This is a genomic window from Streptomyces sioyaensis (genome assembly GCF_004122735.1).
GTDB classification, from domain to species: Bacteria; Actinomycetota; Actinomycetes; order Streptomycetales; family Streptomycetaceae; genus Streptomyces; species Streptomyces sioyaensis.
The window spans coordinates 1-17,349 of record NZ_SDIF01000090.1; the positions used below are offsets into that span (position 1 = coordinate 1).

14 protein-coding genes and 1 rRNA gene are annotated in these 17,349 nt (G+C 71.3%); 8 read left to right on the forward strand and 7 right to left on the reverse strand.

Annotated features, from left to right (window positions below; translation table 11 throughout):
* Positions 1-75, forward strand: a 5S ribosomal RNA gene (gene rrf / locus EST54_RS24930); the annotation flags it as partial.
* Positions 76-386: 311 nt separating this feature from the next.
* Here the strand turns inward: rrf and EST54_RS24935 are convergent.
* The 5 genes from EST54_RS24935 to EST54_RS24955 are packed head-to-tail and all read right to left on the reverse strand — an operon-like array spanning position 387 to position 6,198.
* On the reverse strand, positions 387-1,697 hold the full coding sequence (locus EST54_RS24935) for a DUF58 domain-containing protein (RefSeq protein WP_129249966.1): 1,311 nt from the start codon (positions 1,695-1,697) through the stop codon (positions 387-389).
* Between the two features lie 9 nt (positions 1,698-1,706).
* On the reverse strand, positions 1,707-2,672 hold the full coding sequence (locus EST54_RS24940; RefSeq protein WP_129249967.1) for an AAA family ATPase: 966 nt from the start codon (positions 2,670-2,672) through the stop codon (positions 1,707-1,709).
* Positions 2,653-3,882, reverse strand: a complete 1,230-nt coding sequence (locus EST54_RS24945) for a DUF4350 domain-containing protein (protein WP_129249968.1) — start codon at positions 3,880-3,882, stop codon at positions 2,653-2,655. Before EST54_RS24945 ends, EST54_RS24940 begins: the two co-directional genes overlap by 20 nt.
* Positions 3,879-4,553, reverse strand: a complete 675-nt coding sequence (locus tag EST54_RS24950; RefSeq protein ID WP_129249969.1) for a DUF4129 domain-containing protein — start codon at positions 4,551-4,553, stop codon at positions 3,879-3,881. The genes EST54_RS24945 and EST54_RS24950 overlap by 4 nt, the downstream gene beginning before the upstream one ends.
* Positions 4,554-4,575: 22 nt before the next feature.
* Positions 4,576-6,198: a DUF7544 domain-containing protein gene (locus EST54_RS24955; protein WP_129249970.1), complete on the reverse strand. Its 1,623-nt coding sequence runs from the start codon at positions 6,196-6,198 to the stop codon at positions 4,576-4,578.
* 152 nt (positions 6,199-6,350) lie between these two features.
* Here EST54_RS24955 and mtnA point away from each other — a divergent pair, with 152 nt between their 5' ends.
* The 7 genes from mtnA (at position 6,351) to EST54_RS24995 (ending at position 15,119) form a co-directional block, all read left to right on the forward strand.
* Positions 6,351-7,520 carry an S-methyl-5-thioribose-1-phosphate isomerase gene (gene mtnA / locus EST54_RS24960; protein WP_129249971.1) on the forward strand — a complete coding sequence of 390 codons (1,170 nt, stop codon included), beginning with the start codon at positions 6,351-6,353 and terminating at the stop codon, positions 7,518-7,520.
* A complete protein-coding gene (mtrA, locus tag EST54_RS24965) occupies positions 7,517-8,194 on the forward strand; it encodes a two-component system response regulator MtrA (protein ID WP_006605255.1) in 678 nt (225 codons plus the stop codon). The genes mtnA and mtrA overlap by 4 nt, the downstream gene beginning before the upstream one ends.
* Before the next feature lies 1 nt (position 8,195).
* Positions 8,196-10,313, forward strand: coding sequence for an MtrAB system histidine kinase MtrB (gene mtrB, locus EST54_RS24970; protein ID WP_372448253.1), 2,118 nt, complete (start codon positions 8,196-8,198; stop codon positions 10,311-10,313).
* Positions 10,314-10,353: 40 nt separating this feature from the next.
* Positions 10,354-12,189, forward strand: a complete 1,836-nt coding sequence (locus EST54_RS24975) for an LpqB family beta-propeller domain-containing protein (protein WP_129249982.1) — start codon at positions 10,354-10,356, stop codon at positions 12,187-12,189.
* A gap of 224 nt (positions 12,190-12,413) precedes the next feature.
* Entirely contained in the window at positions 12,414-13,145 is a 732-nt protein-coding gene (locus EST54_RS24980) for a ComF family protein (protein WP_129249972.1), read from the forward strand.
* A gap of 293 nt (positions 13,146-13,438) precedes the next feature.
* Positions 13,439-14,125, forward strand: coding sequence for a ribosome hibernation-promoting factor, HPF/YfiA family (hpf, locus tag EST54_RS24990; RefSeq protein ID WP_129249974.1), 687 nt, complete (start codon positions 13,439-13,441; stop codon positions 14,123-14,125).
* A gap of 232 nt (positions 14,126-14,357) precedes the next feature.
* Complete coding sequence (locus EST54_RS24995; RefSeq protein WP_006605260.1) at positions 14,358-15,119, forward strand: response regulator; 762 nt, start codon at positions 14,358-14,360, stop codon at positions 15,117-15,119.
* A gap of 69 nt (positions 15,120-15,188) precedes the next feature.
* Here the strand turns inward: EST54_RS24995 and EST54_RS25000 are convergent, their stop codons facing one another.
* A complete protein-coding gene (locus EST54_RS25000; protein WP_174857510.1) occupies positions 15,189-16,382 on the reverse strand; it encodes a winged helix-turn-helix domain-containing protein in 1,194 nt (397 codons plus the stop codon).
* Between the two features lie 174 nt (positions 16,383-16,556).
* Positions 16,557-17,180, reverse strand: a complete 624-nt coding sequence (locus EST54_RS25005) for a GNAT family N-acetyltransferase (RefSeq protein WP_129249975.1) — start codon at positions 17,178-17,180, stop codon at positions 16,557-16,559.
* Positions 17,181-17,349 lie beyond the last annotated feature (169 nt).

Sequence of the window (17,349 nt, forward strand, 5' to 3'; positions counted from 1 at the left end):
AACCCGGAAGCTAAGCCTTTCAGCGCCGATGGTACTGCAGGGGGGACCCTGTGGGAGAGTAGGACGCCGCCGAACAATCATTGTGGGAAAGCCCCGCACCGTATGGTGCGGGGCTTTTCTGCGTTCCGGGGCGCTTGCGCTGCGCGATGGACAGCAAGATGAGGGGGCGAGGTTCGATTGCTTCCTCTGGCAGCTATCGGTCTCGGCATCCGACGCCTCCGGCCAGGACCCGGCTTTGGAGACGAGGGCGCACCGGGATGGGTGGGCTGTGGTGCCCATGTTCTTCCTTCAGCTGGCCCGCCCCCTACGAGAAGTGGCGGCGGTGCCCTGTCGTAGGGGGCTGCCCATATGGAGGGCCTTGAGGCAGACGGTGGAGCGTGGGGTGTCTAGAGGCGGCCGGTGGACTTCAGGGTGAGGTAGGCGTCGGCCAGGTCGGGGGCCAGACGGGACGGGGTGGAGTCGATGACGGTGATGCCGTGGTGGCGGAGGCGGTCTGCGGTGTGGTGGCGGGCGGTTCGGGCCTGTTCGGCGGCTGCTGCTGCGTAGACGGCCTGGGGGGTGTGGCGACCGTCGGCCATGTCCTCGATGCGGGGGTCTGCCACGGCCGCGACGATGAGTTCATTGCGTTGGGTGAGGCCGGGGAGGACGGGCAGGAGGGCCTCCTCCACGGGAGCCGCGTCCAGGCCGGTGAAGAGCACGATGAGGGACCGGCGGGGGGCGTGGCGATGGATGGTGGCGGCCAGTCCGCGGGCGTCGGCCTCGACTAGTTCGGGTTCCAGAGGAGCCAGGGCATCGGTCAACGCCGGGAGAAGATCGCGTGCCGTGCGGCCTTGTACGGAGGCGCGTATACGGCGGTCGTAGGCGAGTAGGTCCACGCGGTCGCCGGCGCGGGCGGCCAGGGCGCCGAGCAGCAGGGCGGCATCCATGGAAGCGTCGAGGCGGGGAATGTCACCGACACGGCCGGCCGAGGTGCGGCCGGTCTCCAGGACGAGCAGGATGCGGCGGTCGCGTTCGGGGCGCCAGGTGCGGACCGCGAGGTGCTGGCGGCGGGCGGTGGCGCGCCAGTCGATGGAGCGGGTGTCGTCGCCGTGGGTGTAGTCGCGGAGGCTGTCGAACTCGGTGCCCTCACCGCGGGTCAGGATGCTGGTGCGGCCGTCGAGTTCGCGGAGGCGGGCGAGCTTGGCGGGGAGGTGCTTGCGGCTGGTGAAGGGCGGCAGGACTCGCAGTGTCCAGGGGACGTGGTGGCTCCCTTGCCGGGCAGCCAGGCCGAGCGGTCCGTAGGAGCGGACCGTGACGCGGACGGCGTGATGGTCACCGCGGCGGGTGGGGTGGAGCGTGGTGGTGAGACGGCGGCGTTCGGCGGCGGGGATGCGCACGGTGTGACGGGACGCGGGGATGTCCGAGCCGGGGCGGAAAGAGCTCGGGGGCCAGGCGTCACGTATCTGTGCGCGCAGGGTGCGGCGGCTCGGGTTGGTGAGAGTGAGGTGTGCGTGGGCTTCGTCTGCGAGTCGAACGGTTGTATCACCGGTTCGGGTGAAATGGAGCTTTCGCACTGGCGCGGCGAGCGCCAGATCGCACAAGATTGCTATCAGCAAGACGAGTTGGACGGTGAGGATGCCGAGCCAGCTGGGCAGCACGAAGCCGACGAAGAGGGCTCCGCATGCGGAGACGAGGGCGGTGCGTCCGGTGAGAGCCACGGTGCTGTCTCAGCGGGGGACGGGGAGATGAGCGAGTACGGCGTTGATCACGGAGTCAGCGGTGACTCCTTCCATCTCCGCTTCGGGGCGGAGATGGACGCGATGTCGGAGCGTGGGCAGGGCAAGGGCTTTGACGTCGTCGGGGGTGACATAGTCGCGGCCGGTGAGCCAGGCCCAGGCTCGTGATGTGGAGAGCAGAGCGGTGGCACCTCGGGGGGAGACGCCGAGGGAGAGCGAGGGGGATTCGCGGGTGGCACGGCAGATATCGACGATATAGCCGGTGACTTCGGGGGAGACGGTGGTCTTGGCGACCGCGTCCCGGGCAGCATCGAGGTCGGCAGTGGAGGCGACGGGGCGTAGCCCTGCGGCGCTGAGGTCGCGGGGGCTGAATCCGGCCGCGTGGCGGGTGAGGATGTCGATCTCGTCATGCCGGGCGGGGAGCGGCACCGTCAACTTCAGGAGGAACCTGTCGAGTTGGGCCTCGGGGAGGGGGTACGTGCCCTCGTACTCCACGGGGTTCTGGGTGGCGGCCACCAGGAACGGCTCGGGGAGGGGACGGGCTGTGCCGTCGACCGTTACCTGACGCTCCTCCATCGCTTCGAGCAGGGACGCCTGGGTTTTGGGAGGCGTGCGGTTGATCTCGTCCGCCAGCAGCAGGTTGGTGAAGACGGGTCCCGGCTGGAACGAGAACTCGGCGCTGCGGGAGTCGTAGACCAATGAACCGGTGACGTCGCTCGGCATCAGGTCGGGGGTGAACTGGACGCGCTTGGTGTCGAGTTCGAGGGCGGTCGACAGCGCGCGTACGAGCAGGGTTTTGGCGACGCCGGGGGCGCCTTCCAGGAGGACGTGACCGCGGCAGAGGAGCGCGACGACCAGTCCAGTGACGGCGGGGTCCTGGCCTACGACGGCCTTGGCTATCTCGGTGCGCAGGTCCTCGAGGGAGGCTCGGGCGCTGTCAGCGGTCGGGGTGCTCACGGGGGGCGTGCCTCTCTTGGGAAACGATCAAGGATTCGAGTGCATCGAGTTGGTCGGCCAAGTGCACCAACGCCCTGTCGTCCGCGGGAGCCGGGCCGAAGAGCAGGTCATGGAGGTCTGTTCCGGTGCCGGGAGGCTCGGCCACATGGGCGCGGACGGCGGGAAGAAGAACGTCGGAGGTATGGGCGTGCACGGGGGGCACGCCTGTGAGGGGAGCGATGCGTGTGCGGGCCGCGGAGCGCAGAATCTCGGATGCCCGGTCGCGGGCACCGGCCTGTTCGTAGAGGCGCGCGTGGCCCTCGGTGGTCTCGGTGGCCGGGACGGTGACGGGGAGTTTCTCCGGAACCAAGGGGCCGAGGCGGCGGGCGCGCCACAGGGCCGCGCACACGGCGGCGAAGGTGAGTTGGAGCAGGCCCCAGCGCCAGCCGGAGGGGATGAGCTCGAAGAAACTGCGCTGGTCGTCCTGAGCGGACGACGGGTCGCTCAGGGAGGGGAGGTACCAGACCAGATGCTTGCGCGTACCGAGGAGTTGAAGGGCCAGCGAGGCGTTGCCGTCCGCGGCGAGGTGGCGGTTGTAGAGGAGATCGGGGGAGCCGAGGAGGACGGTGTCGCGACCGGTGCGGGGAGCCGGCAGGCGCAGCAGGGTCGGCCGGCCGCCGCTGGGGTAGCAGCGATCGGCGCCATCGACGGACGTTGCGTAGCGGAGGCCGCCCAGGAGGGCATTGCCCGCGCGGCGGGCGGCCGGCAGCGAACAGGCAGGACGGCGTACCGAGATGCCGACCGAAGGTTCCCGCTGCACGCCGGGGGCGAAGGTTTCGAGAGCCGAGGGGCCGGGACCGATCAGGACGGTGCGGCCGGAGGTGTGCGCGGTCGCGGTGTGCAGACCCGTCAGCTGAGCCTGCGTCAGCATGTCGGGGTCGGTGACGAGCAGTGTGGTGTGTGGGCCCGCCGCCGCGGCGGCCTCTTCGGAGGTGGTCACCACCTGGGTGGAGACGCCGTGGGAGGCCAGGAGCCGGGCGAGGGCCGCGCTTCCGGTCCGGTCCGTGGACCGCGGATCGAGCCGGCCGTATTGCTCGCCGGACTGCAGGGCGGCGAGGACCACGCCGCTGACGACGAGGAGGAGAAGCGCGAGCAGCGGTCCGCGGGACCGGGCCCACGGGCCACGGCGGGTGGGCGAGAGCACGGGGGTTTCCGGGGAGGCCGTGGTCATCCGTGGCTCCCGGTCGGGGTGTTGGCCAGGTCGGGCTTGGCTTGCTGCAGGTCGGTGTCGAGGCTGGTCAGGAGGGCGTACGCCGGTTCCGTGCCGGGGCGGCCGCCGTATGCGACGTCGTCGAACGTGCGGGCCGCGGTGCGCAGCCGGTCGGCGTGCGCAGGCAGTGCCCGGCCGGCTTCGGTGGCGGCTTCGTCAGCGGTGCGGCCAGGGCCGGGGGTGAGCAGAGCGCGCTCTTCGAGGGCGAGGACGAGGGCGCGCATGCGGTCCTGGATCGCCTGGTTCCAGCGGCCCTCGGCGGCGTGCCGGGCAGCGGCTGCCCGGTGTTCGGCGGCGGTGCGGGGAGCGTCGGCGAAGAGTGCGCCGCTCGTGGTCGGAGTGCGGCGCACCGCCCCGAGCCGCAGCCGGAGGGCGACGATCAGCAGCAGGATGCATGCGGCGATGACGAGGAGCCCGATCCAGCCGCCCGGTGTGGTGCCGGCGGCCGTGCGGAAGAGCGCGTCGACGTGGTCCCAGAGCCAATCGAGCGCGCGCTGGATCGGGTTGGGGTCGTGCTGGTGGTACCGGGGGTCGGACAGTTCACGTTCGGCCGCCTCGCGGGCCGGGACACGTGGAGTCCGCACCGGTATGTCGTCGCCGGAGCCCGCTATGAGGCGTCCGTGTACAGCCATGATCCCCCCTGTGGTCACCGCATCAACTTCCCGGTGCGGTGTCGTCGGGGCGCTGCCCGGGGCCGTGGGCGGGCGAGGCCGTGGCGTCCGTGGAGGTGGTGTCTGTGGTCGCGGTGTCTCTGGGTGCTGGGTCTGCTCCGGCGACGTTTGCGTCGGTGCTCTCGGTGCTCTCGGTGCTCTCGGTGCTCTCGGTGCGGGAGCCGTCTGCCTTGGCACTGGTCGTCGCGGGGGTGTCAGGCTTCGTGGTGCCTGCGGGGGTGTCAGGGGCGGTCGCGGCTGGGGCTGCTGGCGCATCGTCGGCGGTGGGCGCCGGGGGATTGGGTGCAGACGGGGAGGCGGCCGGGGCATAGGAGCCGTAGCCGGGGAGGCCTGCGGCGCGGGCGAGTTCGAGGTCGAGTGCCTCTCGGCGGATGCGCTGGTCCATGTAGAGGAGCGCGGTGACGCCGGCGCTGACCGGGAAGGTGATGGCGGAGCTGATGACGGAGCCGATGCCCACCACGATCAGGAACGACCAGCTGGTGTTGCTGGTGCCGTTCGCCCAGTCCATCAGATTCTCGCCGCCGATGAGGAAGGCGATGAGCGTGGCCGGGATCTGGATGATGAACTCGACGACGGAGACGAGGACATAGGCGAGGAGCTGTGCGCCCAGAACTCGCCACCAGGCGCCCCGTACGAGCTTCGCCGAGCGGCGCATGGCGGCGATGACGCCCTGCTTCTCCAGCATCAGTGCGGGGGCGGCGAGGCTGAAGCGGACCCCCAGCCAGAGGCTCACGGCGCCGGCGCCCAGCCCGCCGAACAGCATGAGGAGCAGGCCGGCGTCCAGCGGGCCCGTGGCCGCCAGGATGATGCCGGGGGCCAGGCCGGCCGTGAGGATGGCCGTGATGAGCAGAGGGAGCAGCACGAGCAGGCCGAGCAGGCGCGGAAGCTGGGTACGCGCATCGCGCCAGGCCTCCCCGGCGGTGACCGAGCGCCCCAGGACGGCACGGCTGACGACCATGGTCAGCATGCCTGTGGCGATGATCGTGGCGAGCAGCCCGATCGCCGAGGTGATCCCGGTGCCGGCGAGAGTGTTGCCGAGCTGGCGCATGGTCTCGCGGAGCGGCGGGGCGCTGTCGCTCGCCGGGCCGGATACGCGGCCGGCGTTCTGGAAGACGCCGGTCACGACGGTGATGGCGGTTTGCGAGACGACCGCGACGATCAGCGATATGCCGAGGACGGTGCGCCAGTGGGCGCGCATGGTGGCGACCGCGCCGTCGAGGATCTCGCCGAGTGCGAGCGGGCGCAGGGGAATGACGCCGGGCTTGGCGGCCTGCGGCACGGGGGCCCAGGCGCCGCCCCAGGGAGGCTGATTGCCGGGGTACGACGGACCGCCCCAGCCGGGCCCGCCGGTGCCGGACGATGCCGCACGGGTGCGGTCACCGGATGTGCTGGGACCACTCCTGCCACGGGGGCCGCTCTGGCCGGGGATACCGGAAGGGGCCGACCACTGGCCGGCGGGCGGCTGTTCCTTGGACCAGTTCGGCGGGGACGGCTGCTCGGCGGTGCCGGTCCGGTCGTCCTGGGTGGGCTGCTCCTGTGTGCCGCGGCCCGGCTCGTCGGAGGAGGGAGTGGATCCGGGCGAGGCCCAGCCCGGAGAGTTGTTCATCGTCGCTCCTTCTTGCTGCCCGTCCGCCGGGGCGGTGGGGGACCGGGGTCCGCGGTGGCAGTCATCGTGTCATGGCAACCGGCGTTGTGTACCGGCGCCCGGAGTGCGAGAGAACCTTCTGTTCGAGGGCCGGTCGGCGGCAGACTGAAGGAATGGGCGATCACTACGAGGTATCCGAGAAGGGCGCCGGGGCGCTCGCCATCCCGTCATTGCGTTGGGAGGAGCCGCCTGAGGGGCCCGTATTGGTTCTCCTCGATCAGACCCGGCTGCCCGCGGAGGAGGTCGAGCTGGTCTGCACGGACGTGCCGGCGCTGGTGCAGGCGATACGGACGCTTGCCGTGCGGGGGGCGCCGCTGCTGGGCATCGCAGGCGCGTACGGCGTGGCCCTGGCCGCGGCGCGGGGCTTCGATGTGGAAGAGGCGGTCGAGGCGCTGTCCCAGGCCCGGCCGACCGCGGTCAATCTGGCGTACGGCGTACGGCGGGCGGCGGCCGCGTACCGGGCCGCGGCGGCCGACGGGGCCGGTGCCCAGGCGGCCGCGGCGGCGCTGGCCGAGGCGCGGGCCGTGCACGCGGAGGACATCGAGGCCAGCACACGGATGGCGGAGCACGGGCTGGCGCTGCTGGGCGAGCTGCTGCCGGGTGGCGGTCACCGGATTCTCACGCACTGCAACACAGGGGCACTGGTCTCCGGAGGCGAGGGCACCGCCCTGGCGGTGGCGCTGGCGGCGCACCGTGCCGGGGAGCTGCGCCGGCTGTGGGTGGATGAGACGCGGCCGCTGTTGCAGGGCGCCCGGCTGACCGCCTACGAGGCGTCGCGGGCAGGTATGGCGTACACGGTGCTCTCGGACGGTGCGGCGGGCTCGCTGTTCGCCGGGGGCGAGGTGGACGCGGTGCTGATCGGCGCGGACCGGATCGCGGCGGACGGCTCGGTCGCCAACAAGGTCGGCAGTTATCCGCTGGCGGTGCTGGCGCGGTACCACCACGTTCCGTTTGTGGTCGTGGCACCGACCAGCACGGTGGATCTGGACACCGCGGAGGGGGCGGATATCGAGGTGGAGCAGCGGCCGGCCCAGGAAGTGACGGAGTTCTCTTTGCCCTCCGCGCAGGGCGCCGGAGCGGGGCCGGGTGCCGGTATACCGGTGGCACCTTTGGGCGCACAGGCCTACAACCCGGCCTTCGACGTCACTCCACCGGAGCTGGTGACGGCGATCGTCACGGAGGCCGGAGTGGTGTCTCCGGTGACCTCGGAGAGGCTGGCAGAGGTGTGTTCCACGTCACGATGGAGTAAGTCACGATCAGGTAATGGGATGATGGCCGAATGAAGGGACGCGTCCTGGTCGTCGACGACGACACCGCACTGGCAGAGATGCTCGGCATCGTGCTGCGCGGCGAGGGTTTTGAACCGTCGTTCGTGTCGGACGGTGACAAGGCTCTTGCGGCCTTCCGCGAGACCAAGCCCGATCTTGTTCTGCTCGATCTGATGCTGCCGGGGCGGGACGGTATCGAGGTGTGCCGGCTGATCCGGGCCGAGTCCGGTGTGCCGATCGTCATGCTGACCGCCAAGAGCGACACGGTGGATGTGGTCGTCGGGCTCGAATCGGGTGCGGACGACTACATCGTCAAGCCGTTCAAGCCCAAGGAGCTGGTGGCCCGGATCCGGGCACGGCTGCGGCGTTCGGAGGAGCCGACGCCCGAGCAGCTGGCCATCGGTGACCTGGTCATCGACGTGGCGGGGCACTCGGTGAAGCGGGACGGGCAGTCGATCGCGCTGACCCCGCTGGAGTTCGATCTGCTGGTGGCGCTGGCGCGCAAGCCGTGGCAGGTGTTCACGCGTGAGGTGCTGCTCGAGCAGGTCTGGGGCTACCGGCACGCCGCCGACACCCGGCTGGTCAATGTCCATGTGCAGCGGCTGCGCTCCAAGGTCGAGCGGGATCCGGAGCGGCCGGAGATCGTGGTGACCGTGCGCGGGGTCGGCTACAAGGCCGGGCCCAGCTGACATGATCCGGGACGGTTCGACCCCGGAGGGAAAGCGGGGGCGCACCGTCGACCCGGCGGGCGATATGTCCTTTTCGGGCAAATTGGTTGCCCGGTTGCTGCGCGGTGGCCAGCTGCTGCCCGACGGCGCGGTGAGCGGGCCGGTCCACCCCCTGCTGCGGCTCTTCAGCCGCTGGGTGCGGCGGCCCCTGCTCCCCGCCCTGCGGCTGTGGCGGCGCAATATCCAGCTGCGCGTGGTGGCGACCACGCTCCTGATGTCGCTCGCCGTGGTGCTGCTGCTCGGTGTGGTGGTCGTGGGCCAGGTCCGTAACGGCTTGCTCACGGCCAAGGCCCAGGCCGCGCAGAGTCAGGCGGTGGGCGGCTTCAGCGTCGCCCAGAAGATGGCCGACGGCGCTGATGACACCCGGCCCGATGACGTCGCCCGCACCGGCAACCGCAGTACTCAGGACTCCGCGACCTGGCTGACCGGCCTGGTCGAACAGCTCGCCAGCGGCGGGCAGGGTGTCTTCTCCGTCGTGGCGCTCAGCTCCGACTCCGACGAACCGTTCGGCGACTCCAGCCCCGGTACCCGCGGGCCGCGCGCCTCCGGCGATGTCGATCCCGAGCGGAGCGTGCCCGCCGAGCTGCGGCGGAAGCTGGACACCAAGTCCGGGACGTTCCGCCAGTACACCCAGATCAAGCGGATCGGGTCGGACGACGGGGTGCCGGCGCTGATCATCGGCAAGCGGCTGAACGACGTCAACAGCAACCAGTACCAGCTCTACTACCTCTTCCCGTTCAGCCAGGAGGAGGAGTCGCTCAAGCTCGTGACGGGCACGCTCGCGACGGCCGGGGTGTTCGTCGTGATCCTGCTCGGTGCCATCGCCTGGCTGGTGGTGCGGCAGGTCGTCACGCCCGTACGGATGGCCGCGGGGATCTCCGAGCGGCTGGCCGCCGGCCTCCTCCAAGAGCGGATGAAGGTCACCGGCGAGGACGACATCGCCCGCCTCGGGGAATCCTTCAACAAGATGGCGCAGAACCTCCAGGTCAAGATCCAGCAGCTGGAGGAGCTGTCGCGGATGCAGCGCCGCTTCGTCTCCGACGTCTCGCACGAGCTGCGGACGCCGCTGACGACCGTACGGATGGCGGCCGACGTCATCCATGACGCGCGCGACGAGTTCGACCCCGCCACCGCGCGCTCCGCCGAGCTGCTGCGCGGCCAGCTCGACCGCTTCGAATCGCTGCTCGCGGAGCTGCTGGAGATCAGCCGTTTCGATGCCGGGGCGGCCGCGCTGGAGGCCGAGCCGATCGACCTGCGCGATGTGGTGCACCGCGTCATCGAGGGAGCCGAGCCGCTCGCCGAGCGCAAGGGCACCCGCATCGTGGTGCGCGGGGCCGAGCAGCCCGTCATCGCCGAGGCCGATCCCCGCCGGGTGGAGCGGGTGCTGCGCAATCTCGTGGTCAACGCCGTCGAGCACGGTGAGGGCCGTGATGTGGTGGTGCGGCTGGCGTCCGCGGGCGACCGGAGCGGCGGTGCGGTGGCCCTCGCGGTGCGTGACTACGGCGTCGGCCTCAAGCCCGGCGAGGCCACCCGGGTCTTCAACCGCTTCTGGCGCGCGGACCCGGCCCGGGCCCGTACCACCGGAGGCACCGGACTCGGCCTGTCCATCGCCGTCGAGGACGCCCGGCTGCACGGCGGCTGGCTGCAGGCCTGGGGTGAGCCCGGCGGCGGCTCGCAGTTCCGCCTGACGCTGCCGCGTACGGCCGGCGAGACGCTGCGCGGGTCCCCGATACCCCTGGAGCCGGAGGACTCACGGCGTCACCGTGGGCTGGACGAGACGGGCCGGCCGCGCGCCGGGGCGGACCCCAAGGCGTCCACGATCCCGGCGCAGCCGCGTACGACGCAGGCGGACGGCGCGCTCGCCGCCGCCCGGGAGCCGCAGGTGGCCGGGTTGTCGACGGCCGGGCCGACGGCGCTGCCCGGCAACGGCGCCCGCGTGGTGCCGCAGAGCGGGGGCGCGCGGAGCGAGGCAGTAGCGCGTGACGAGGGTGCGCACATCGATGAGCCGGTCCACGAGGGCGGGGCGGAGCAGGACGCCGGACGGGGCGTGGAGCGGGAAGGCGGGCTGCGTGGGAACTGAGCGCGGAGTCGAGCGCAAGGAGGGCACCGGAGAGCCTCGTATGCGCGCCCGCCGGGGAGCCCGGCGGGCGCGGAAGGCCGTGCTGCTCGGCTGTGCGGCGGCGCTGCTGGCCGGGTGTGCGTCGATGCCGGACAGCGGGGACGTCACGGCGGTCGACCAGTCGCCGCGCGCCGAAGGCGACTCACAGGTGCGGGTCTACGGCGTACCCCCGCAGGACGGTGCTCAGCCGACCAACATCGTGCGCAGCTTCCTCGACGCGACGACCAGCGACGAGGCGGATTTCCGTACGGCCACCCAGTATCTGGCCAAGTCGGCGAAGCGGACGTGGCGGCCGTTCCAGGTCACCAATGTGCTCCAGGAACGTCCGAAGCCCGAGCCGAAGTCGCAGCCCAGCCGCGAGGACGCGAACAACTTCACGGTCACCCTCTCCGGCAGCCAGGTGGCGGCCGTGGACGACCACCACGCCTACACCCCGGAGGAGAAGCCGTACCGTCGCTCGATCCACCTTGTGAAGGAGAACGGACAGTGGCGAATCGACCGCCTGCCCAACGGGCTGGTGCTCGGCCTGTCCGACTTCCAGCGCATCTACCGCTCCGTCAACAAGTACTACTTCGCGTCCTACAAGTCCGAGGCGCAGGAGCCGAAGGCGAGCCGCAATGTGCTCGTCGCTGACCCGGTCTATCTGCGGCAGCGGATAAAGCCGATCACGTCCAGTGTGGCGGCGCTGCTGTCCGGGCCCACCGACTGGCTGAACCAGGTGACGAGTTCGGCGTTCCCGCCCGGCACCCGGCTCGCCGCACGCGATCTGGCGCTGGACGACTCCAACGCGCTAAGGGTCAAGCTCAGCAAGCAGGCGATGAGCGCCGGATCCGCCCAGTGCAAGCGGATGGCCGCGCAACTCTTCTTCACCGTCCAGGACATGACGCGGGCTTCGAAGATCAGTGAGGTGGAACTCCAGGACAGCGGCGGCAATTCGCTCTGCGCGCTGACCCAGGAGCAGGCCGACCGTGACTTCGCCCCCTCGCCGGGCAGCGGGAACTCCGGCAAGGAGTACTTCATCGACGCCGACCACAAGGTCGTCGCCATGTCGGACTCCGCGACCGAACCGACGCCGGTCGCCGGGCCGTTCGGCACCGGTCGGACCCCGCTGCGCTCGGTCGCCATCTCGCGGGCCGAGAACACCGCGGCCGGTGTGTCGAATGACGGCCGGTCCCTGTACGTGGCCGGCATGGAGGACGGCATCGCCCGCGGCGGTCCACTACTGAGCAGCAACGGCTCGGCCAAGGACCCCGATGCGGGGCTGACCGCGCCGAGCTGGGACGGGCTGGGCGATCTGTGGATCGCCGACCGCGATGCACACGGCTCGCGGCTGCTGCGGATACGTGAGGGCAAGAGCGACCCCGAAAGGGTGGCGGTGCCCGGTCTCGGCGGGCGGCGGATCAAGGCGATCAAGGTGGCTGCGGACGGGATCCGGATCGCGATCCTGGTGGAGGACAAGGGACGGACGACGCTCCAGCTCGGCCGGGTCGAACGCGGCGGCACTGCCCAGCATCCGGAGCTCTCGGTGCAGGAACTGCGGCCGATCGCACCGCAGTTGGAGGACGTCGTGGCCGCGTCCTGGGCGGGCGGCAGCCGGCTGGTGGTCGTCGGGCGGGAGTCCGGCGGGGTCCAGCAGATGCAGTTCATGGAGACCGACGGTTCGGCCTCCAACGCGCAGACCCTGCCCGGCGTCAACGGCGTCAAGGCGGTGGCGGCCTCGGAGGACGAGACCAGGCCGCTGATCGCGGACGCCACGGAGGGGATAGTGCGACTGCCCCCGGACGCGAACTGGAAGACCGTGGCGAAGGACGGGACGGCGCCGGTCTATCCCGGGTGACGCGGGTGGCCGGGGCCGACCGGTGGTGTGGATGACGCGCGTATCGGCTCGCCGCCGCCGGCGGTCCGGCCTGTCCCGCCGTCCTGCCGATCCAGCCGGATCGGGGGCCGGGATGCGTCGATCCGGCCCGGCCGCGATATCCCCCGAACGGCTCATCCGCCGCTCCGCTGCCGAGGTTGTCCACAGGGGTGGTGACCGAGCGTGTTCGGCGGGACAGTGGAGTCATGCAAGGGGTATGGCGCGAACTGGCCGGTCTGGTGCTGCCGGTCGACTGTGCGGGGTGTGGTCGGCCGCGTACGGAGCTGTGTGCACGGTGCCGTCGGGCGCTGGCGCGGGACGGGCGTGGGGCGCGACGGGTTCGGCCGTGGCCCGCACCGGCCGGGCTGCCCCGCGTGTGGGCGGGGGCGCCGTACGCCGACGAGGTGCGGGCGGTGCTGCTGGCACACAAGGAGCGGGGTGCATTGCCGCTGGCCGGGCCGCTGGGCGCGGTGCTGGCCGGGGCAGTACGGGGGCTGCGGGCCGGTGGCGGGCCGCAGCTGCTGGTGCCGGTGCCGTCGGCCCGGAGAGCGGTGGCCGGCCGGGGGCATGATCCGGTGCGCAGGATCGCCCGGGCGGCGGCCGGTGAGCTGCGGCGGGCGGGGGCGGGGGCCCGGGTGCTCGCGGTGCTGCGACAGCGTCGTGCGGTGGCGGACCAAGCGGGACTGAGCGCCCGGCAGCGGCGGGAGAACGTCGCCGGTGCATTGGAGGTGCCGGATGTGGCCCGGAGGCTGCTGGCGGGCCTGCCAGCAGTGCTGGTGGACGATCTGGTGACCACGGGTGCCACGCTCGCGGAGGCTGCCCGCGCGGTCGCGAGGGCCGGCGGCCGGGTGGTCGGAGCGGCGGTCGTGGCGGCGCCGGTGAGCGCCTTCGCGGCCGGTGGTGGCGCTCCGCACCACGCCGTACCACAGGGCAATTAGATGAGGAAGAAAAGTCACTCAATTGGAGCCGAGGGCTCCGAGGGGGTGCCGACAACAGTCCGAGAGAGCTATGTTCGGTTGTGAGGACTTGGCGGACGTTTTGCCTCGAATGTCGCGATGAATGCGTTCAGGGGCGTTTTCGGCGACCCTGAAAACAGGGGAGTGGAGAGCTTGTCGGCGGGGGAGGAGGAGGTGAAAGTCGCCAAGTCCGAGGCTTCGGCAACCACCGGAGCCTGGTGCAAGAAGGAATCGCCCCGCTGGATGAGCGGAGCGATCCGGGAACGGAGTTCTGCGTGGACATCGTCGTCAAGGGCCGCAAGACAGAGGTGCCCGAGCGGTTCCGCAAGCACGTGGCCGAGAAGCTGAAGCTGGAGAAAGTCCAGAAGCTCGACGCCAAGGTGATCAGCCTGGACGTCGAGGTGTCCAAGGAGCCCAACCCGCGGCAGGCCGACCGTTCCGACCGAGTGGAGATCACCCTCCGCTCCCGTGGCCCGGTGGTCCGGGCCGAGGCGGCCGCAGCCGATCCCTACGCCGCGCTGGATCTGGCAACCGCCAAGCTCGAGGCGCGTCTGCGCAAGCAGCACGACAAGCGCTTCTCGCGTCGCGGCAACGGCCGTATTCCGGCGAGTGAAGTCGCTGTCAGCGTGCCCGACGCCGCAAGCCTGAACACCAACGGAGAACTCGCCGCCGAGGTCGACCAGAAGGTGCCCACCACGAGGATGGGTTCGATCGACGTCCAGGGTGAAGGCCCCCTGATCGTCCGTGAGAAGACCCACTCGGCCGCACCGATGGCGCTCGACCAGGCGCTCAACGAGATGGAGTTGGTCGGTCACGACTTCTACCTCTTCGTCGACGCCGACACCAAGCTGCCGAGTGTCGTCTACCGGCGGCACGCATACGACTACGGCGTCATCCACCTGAACCCCGATCTGTTCGGGGAGGAGGAGCCCGGCGGCGCAGGCGGCGCCCTGGGCGGCTGAGCCGCACCGCTCGGTGCCCCCGGCGCACGCCGGGGGCACCATCGTGACCGGAGAGAGCAGGAGTTGAAGCCGTATAGTGTTTGTGCCGGCCAGGGAGTACGGGGACACGACACGGCGACATGCCGGGGAGACGATCGCATGGCATTGATCGGGCTGGCCGCAGGGGGCTGTTGTCAACCAGCCTTATTTCCAAGCTCTGGCCTGCGGGCCGAGTAGTTGACGGGGAGGATCGATGGGGGACAGTTTCGGGCCCGTGCGCGGTGACGCGGATGATGACCACTGCGGTGCCGGAAGCGAGGACGAGGCCGACCGGGCCGTGAGCGTGGCGCGCAAAGAACCGATCCGGGTCCTGGTCGTGGATGATCACGCGCTCTTCCGGCGGGGGCTGGAGATCGTGCTGGCCCAGGAGGAGGACATCCAGGTCGTCGGCGAGGCGGGGGACGGCGCGGAGGCGGTCGACAAGGCCGCGGATCTGCTGCCCGACATCGTGCTGATGGACGTACGGATGCCCAAGCGCGGCGGGATCGAGGCATGTACCTCCATCAAGGAGGTCGCCCCCAGTGCAAAGATCATCATGCTGACGATCAGCGACGAAGAGGCCGATCTCTACGACGCGATCAAGGCCGGTGCCACCGGCTACCTCCTCAAGGAGATCTCCACCGATGAGGTGGCGACCGCGATCCGTGCCGTCGCGGACGGCCAGTCGCAGATCAGTCCGTCGATGGCGTCCAAGCTCCTGACGGAGTTCAAGTCGATGATCCAGCGCACGGACGAGCGCAGGCTGGTGCCCGCGCCCCGGCTCACCGACCGTGAGCTGGAGGTCCTCAAGCTGGTCGCCACGGGCATGAACAACCGCGACATCGCCAAGGAGCTCTTCATCTCCGAGAACACGGTGAAGAACCACGTCCGCAACATCCTGGAGAAGCTGCAGCTGCACTCCCGGATGGAGGCGGTGGTGTACGCGATGCGGGAGAAGATCCTCGAGATCCGGTGAGCCGGCCGGGGGCGTGAGCGCGCCGGGTGCCCGGGCCGGATGAGCGCCCGGACGTGCCGTCCGGCGTTTCTAGTCGCCCGTGTGAGTGAGTTCTGCGCGCAGCGCGGCGGCCAGTTTCGGGTCGTCGCAGCGGTCCACGCGTACGGCGTCGCAGCCGACCCAGCTCGCTGCCTCCCACAGGGCCTGGGCCATGGGGGCGACGGCCTTGGCGCTCTGCACCGACACCTGGCGGGCGACGAGGGTGGTGCCCTCGCGGGCCGGGTCCACCCGCCCCACCAGCTGACCGCCGGCCAGCAGCGGCATCGCGAAATAGCCGTGTATCCGCCGGGGGCGGGGGACGTATGCCTCCAGGCGGTGCGTGAAACCGAAGATCCGCTCGGTGCGCGGACGGTCCCAGATCAGGGAGTCGAAGGGCGAGAGCAGGGTCGTGCGGTGCCGGCCGCGGGGCGGGGCGGCGAGCGCGGCGGGATCGGCCCAGGCGGGCTTTCCCCAGCCCTCGACCTCGACCGGGACCAGACCGGAGTCCGCCACGACGGCATCGACCTGCTCGCCCTTGAGGCGGTGGTAGTCCGCCAGGTCGGCGCGGGTGGCCACGCCCATGGCGGCCCCGGCCTGGGCGACCAGGCGGCGCAGGCACGCGGCGTCGTCCAGATCGTCATGGAACAGACCGTCCGGGACGGCGCGCTCGGCGAGGTCGTACACCCGCTTCCAGGCGCGGCGTTGCGTACAGACCACCTCGCCGGTGTCCAGCAGCCACTCCACCGCGATCTTGGTCTCGGACCAGTCCCACCACTCGCCGCCGTTGCGCCCTCCGCCCAGCTCGGAGGTGGTCAGCGGGCCGTCGGCGGTCAGCCGGTCCACTACGGCGGCGCAGGAGCGCTCGGAGTCCTCCATGACGTGCCAGCGGTGGCCCTTGGCCCGTCGGGCGCGGCGGCGGAAGGCGAAGTGCGGCCACTCCTCGACGGGCAGGATGCAGGCGGCATGCGACCAGTACTCGAAGCTGTGGGTGCCGGTCCAGTAGGCGGCCTCGACGGCGGTGCGGTCGACGGCGCCGAGCCGGGCGTAGGGCACCAGCTCATGGGAGCGGGCCAGCACCGAGATCGTGTCCAGCTGCACCGCGCCCAGCTGCCGCAGCACCCCGCGCACGCCGGCCCGGCGGTCCGGGGCGCCCAGCAGGCCCTGCGCCCGCAGCGCCAGGCGGCGGGCATCGTCGCGGGACAGGGCGGTCACGGGCGGCGGCAGCGGCTGCGTCTCGGCGGTCATGCGGGTCAGAGTAGGGGCGGGCACTGACAACGGCTCCGGGCACGGGAAGAACCACTGGTGAGGCGGCATCCGGGGCCACCCGGAGCGGAGCCGTCGCGGTGCGAGTGCGGCACGGTGCGGGCTCACGCCGTGCCGGGCCCACGCCGTACCGCTGCCGGACCGCGCGGCCGGGACTCAGCCGGGGTAGGGCAGATACGGCGACGACTCCGGGACACCGGTGCCGGCCGCCCCGGACGGTCCGTGCGCTCCGGGCAGGTCGGACGGGAGCAGCGAGCCGATCCAGACGTCCCGGCGGGTGCCCTCGCGCGGCAGCTTGGCGCGCAGGGTGCCCTCCATCCGGAAGCCGAGCCTGCGGGCCACCGCCCGGGAGCCTTCGTTGCCGGCCTCCGCGAGCCACTCCATGCGCTCCACCCCGAGATCGCCGAAGGCCCAGCGCAGCACCGCGCGGGCCGCCTCGACGGTGTACCCCCGGCCGCGCTGCTCCTTGGCGGTCCAGTAGCCCAGCTCGGCCTGCCGCTCCGGGGTGCGCAGCCGGTCGAGGCGCACCAGGCCCATCGCCCCCACCAGGGCCCCCTCCGCCCGGGTCACGACGGCGAAGTGGTACGCGGTGTCCTGGCGCCAGCCCTCGGGGACGACCGTGCCGGCGAACTGCTCGGCGTCCTCCTGGCGGTACGGGGAGGGGACGGTGGTCCAGCGCGGGATGTCGGGCTCCTGGCAGGCGGCGTACACCGCGGGTGCGTCGGCGGCGTCGAAGGGGCGCAGCACGAGACGCTCGGTGGTGAGGGTGACCGGCTTCATGGCATGAGTCTGCAAGGTTGCGGAAAGCCTGGCTAAGGGTTTTCGGCGTGATTCCCGGCACCCGCCCGGCACCTTCTCGCGGCCTTGCGCGTTCACGGGAGGAGGGGATAGCGGGGTTCGCTGCGGCGGACCTCCCGGCCCGGCTGCGTCCTCCTTTACGATGGCCGTT

Excerpts from the sequence above, each read along its gene's own strand:
- EST54_RS24945 (WP_129249968.1), bottom strand. The coding sequence starts at position 3,882 with ATGACCACGGCCTCCCCGGAAACCCCCGTGCTCTCGCCCACCCGCCGT.
- EST54_RS24950 (WP_129249969.1), bottom strand. The coding sequence starts at position 4,553 with ATGGCTGTACACGGACGCCTCATAGCGGGCTCCGGCGACGACATACCG.
- EST54_RS24955 (WP_129249970.1), bottom strand. The coding sequence starts at position 6,198 with ATGAACAACTCTCCGGGCTGGGCCTCGCCCGGATCCACTCCCTCCTCC.
- mtnA (WP_129249971.1), top strand. The coding sequence starts at position 6,351 with ATGGGCGATCACTACGAGGTATCCGAGAAGGGCGCCGGGGCGCTCGCC.
- mtrA (WP_006605255.1), top strand. The coding sequence starts at position 7,517 with ATGAAGGGACGCGTCCTGGTCGTCGACGACGACACCGCACTGGCAGAG.
- mtrB (WP_372448253.1), top strand. The coding sequence starts at position 8,196 with ATGATCCGGGACGGTTCGACCCCGGAGGGAAAGCGGGGGCGCACCGTC.
- EST54_RS24975 (WP_129249982.1), top strand. The coding sequence starts at position 10,354 with ATGCGCGCCCGCCGGGGAGCCCGGCGGGCGCGGAAGGCCGTGCTGCTC.
- EST54_RS24980 (WP_129249972.1), top strand. The coding sequence starts at position 12,414 with ATGCAAGGGGTATGGCGCGAACTGGCCGGTCTGGTGCTGCCGGTCGAC.
- EST54_RS24995 (WP_006605260.1), top strand. The coding sequence starts at position 14,358 with ATGGGGGACAGTTTCGGGCCCGTGCGCGGTGACGCGGATGATGACCAC.
- EST54_RS25000 (WP_174857510.1), bottom strand. The coding sequence starts at position 16,382 with ATGACCGCCGAGACGCAGCCGCTGCCGCCGCCCGTGACCGCCCTGTCC.
- EST54_RS25005 (WP_129249975.1), bottom strand. The coding sequence starts at position 17,180 with ATGAAGCCGGTCACCCTCACCACCGAGCGTCTCGTGCTGCGCCCCTTC.